Source organism: Streptomyces katrae (assembly GCF_000966975.1).
Lineage (GTDB): Bacteria > Actinomycetota > Actinomycetes > Streptomycetales > Streptomycetaceae > Streptomyces > Streptomyces katrae.
Genome location: NZ_JZWV01000463.1, coordinates 1 through 2,132, shown reverse-complemented (window position 1 = coordinate 2,132; position 2,132 = coordinate 1). Strand labels below are relative to the sequence as shown.

Sequence of the window (2,132 nt, the reverse complement as noted above, 5' to 3'; positions counted from 1 at the left end):
GGTCGGTGTCGGCCGTTCCCCGTCGGGAGGCCGGTCGGCGTGCCCGCTCCCCACTGGCAGGCCGGACGGCGTCGCCCGCCCCCCCGCTGGCAGGCCGGACGGGGGCGGGCGGCACCAGGGGCTTACGGGATCAGCGGCCCGCCGGCTGGAGGAGGGACGGGCGGCGGCATCGGCCGTGCTCGGGGCCGGTCGGGCGTAACCCGCCCAGCAGTGCCCGCTGGACCGCCTGCAGGCCCGGCCCCGGCTCGATGCCGACGTCCGCCACGACCACCCGCCGGACCCGGGCGTACGCGTCCAGGGCCTCGGCCCGCCGTCCGGAGGCGGCCAGCGCCAGCATCAGCTGCTCGTGGAACCCCTCCCGCAGCGGATGGCGGGCGCACAGCTCCGCCAGCTCGGCGATCACCTCCCCGGACCGGCCCGCGCAGATGTCGGCGCCGATCCGGTCCTGGACCAGCGCCAGCCGCTCCTCCTCCAGCCGCACCGCGTAGTACGCCGGCAGCCGCGCGGGCCCCAGGTCGGCCAGCGGCCGGCCGCGCCACATCGCGAGCGCCGCCGAGAAGGCCCCGCTCGCCGCGGCGCAGTCGCCCGCGGTCCGCAGGTCCCGGCCGAGGGCCGCCCGGGCCCGGGAGCGGTCCAGGTCCAGGTCGCCGGGCTCCACGTGCAGCACGTAGCCGCAGCCGGCCGTCCGCAGCACCGGGTGGTGGCGCGGGTCGCCCCCGGCACGGCCGTGCCCCGGGTCCAGGGTCCGGCGCAGCCCGGACACGTACATCTGCAGGGTCGCCTGGGCGGAGCGCGGCGGATGCCCGTCCCACAACTCCTCGATCAGCATGTCCGCGCTCGCCATCCGGTTGGCGTGCAGCAGCAGGATCGCCAGCAGCGCGCGGCGCTTGAGCTGGCTGGGCGTGCACACCGCGCCCGCGCGGCGCACCTCCAGCGGCCCGAGGACGAGGTAGCTCGGCTCGCCCTCCCCGGTACAGCCGCCGGGGCCGCCGCCGCTGCCGCCGGGTCTGCCACCCGGTTCGTCATCAGGGGCGTCGCCACCGGCGGAACGTTCATCCTGCTGCTCTGCGGCCATGCCCCAGTCACCCTGCCCGCGCCACGGCGCCGGTGAGCGCCTGTCCGTCGTCGGCCAACGGCATGCCCCGGGCGGATATACCGCCGCGCACGCCTCGCCATACGTTCGAGCTTCGCGGGCCGCCTGTCACGGGTGCGAACCAGCCAATGACGCACCGTCACGAAGGGGGTCTACCGGACCCCGTCCGCCCCCGCCGCGACCGCCCGGGCGCCGAGCTGCTCGCGCACCTCACGCGGCCGGTTGGTGATGATCGTCTCCACCCCGAGCCGTACGCACAGCTCCACGTCCTCGGGCTCGTCCACGGTCCACACCCGCACCCGCAGCCCCTTGGCCCTCAGCCGCCCCACCAGCCCCGGATCCCGGCGCACCAGGTCGATCCCCGGCCCGGCGTGCCCCGCGAACGGCGGCCGCGGGGCGCGCAGCGGACGCTCGATCAGATAGACGGACGGCAGCCCGGGCGCGAGCCGGTGCAGCCGGGTCAGCGCGTTGCGGGAGAAGCTCATCACCTCGACCCGGCCGTCGGAGCCGTCGGCGAGCCCGTACTCCTTCAGCATCCGCACCAGCTCGGCCTCCAGCCGGCCGCCGGCCCGGGTGGGGTGCTTGGTCTCCACGGCCAGCCCCACGGGCCGGTCCGCCGCCAGGGCCTCCTTCAGCAGGTCCTCGAAGAGCAGCACCCGCGCGCCCCGGTGCTCCGCGCCCTTCCAGCCGCCGAAGTCGAACGCGGCCAGCTGCGCGTACGTCAGCTCGGAGACCACCCCGCGCCCGTCGGAGGTCCGCTCCACCGTCCGGTCGTGCACGCACACCAGCCGCCCGTCGGCGCTCAGCCGTACGTCGCACTCCAGGGCGTCGGCCCCGTCGGCGATGGCCCGCCGGTAGGCCTCGATGGTGTGCTCGGGGTACTCGTGGGAGGCCCCCCGGTGCGCCACCACGCGGATCGCGCGGGCGGTGCCGGGGGAGGGGGTCGTGGTCGTCGGTGCCATGCGGGAATCCTTGCGAACCGGAGTGAACGGCCGGGTGCGGGCCTGTGACCCCGACGTTAACCCGGCCGCCCACCCCC

2 protein-coding genes are annotated in these 2,132 nt (G+C 76.8%); both read right to left on the bottom strand.

Going from position 1 to position 2,132, the window contains the following annotated elements; all coding sequences use genetic code 11:
• Positions 1-130: 130 nt before the first annotated feature.
• Positions 131-1,075 (bottom strand): AfsR/SARP family transcriptional regulator, encoded by a 945-nt coding sequence (locus VR44_RS17360; protein ID WP_052713659.1) that lies wholly within the window; start codon positions 1,073-1,075, stop codon positions 131-133.
• 170 nt (positions 1,076-1,245) lie between these two features.
• Positions 1,246-2,055: a glycerophosphodiester phosphodiesterase gene (locus tag VR44_RS17355; protein WP_045948422.1), complete on the bottom strand. Its 810-nt coding sequence runs from the start codon at positions 2,053-2,055 to the stop codon at positions 1,246-1,248.
• Positions 2,056-2,132 lie beyond the last annotated feature (77 nt).

Excerpts from the sequence above, each read along its gene's own strand:
- VR44_RS17360 (WP_052713659.1), bottom strand. The coding sequence starts at position 1,075 with ATGGCCGCAGAGCAGCAGGATGAACGTTCCGCCGGTGGCGACGCCCCT.
- VR44_RS17355 (WP_045948422.1), bottom strand. The coding sequence starts at position 2,055 with ATGGCACCGACGACCACGACCCCCTCCCCCGGCACCGCCCGCGCGATC.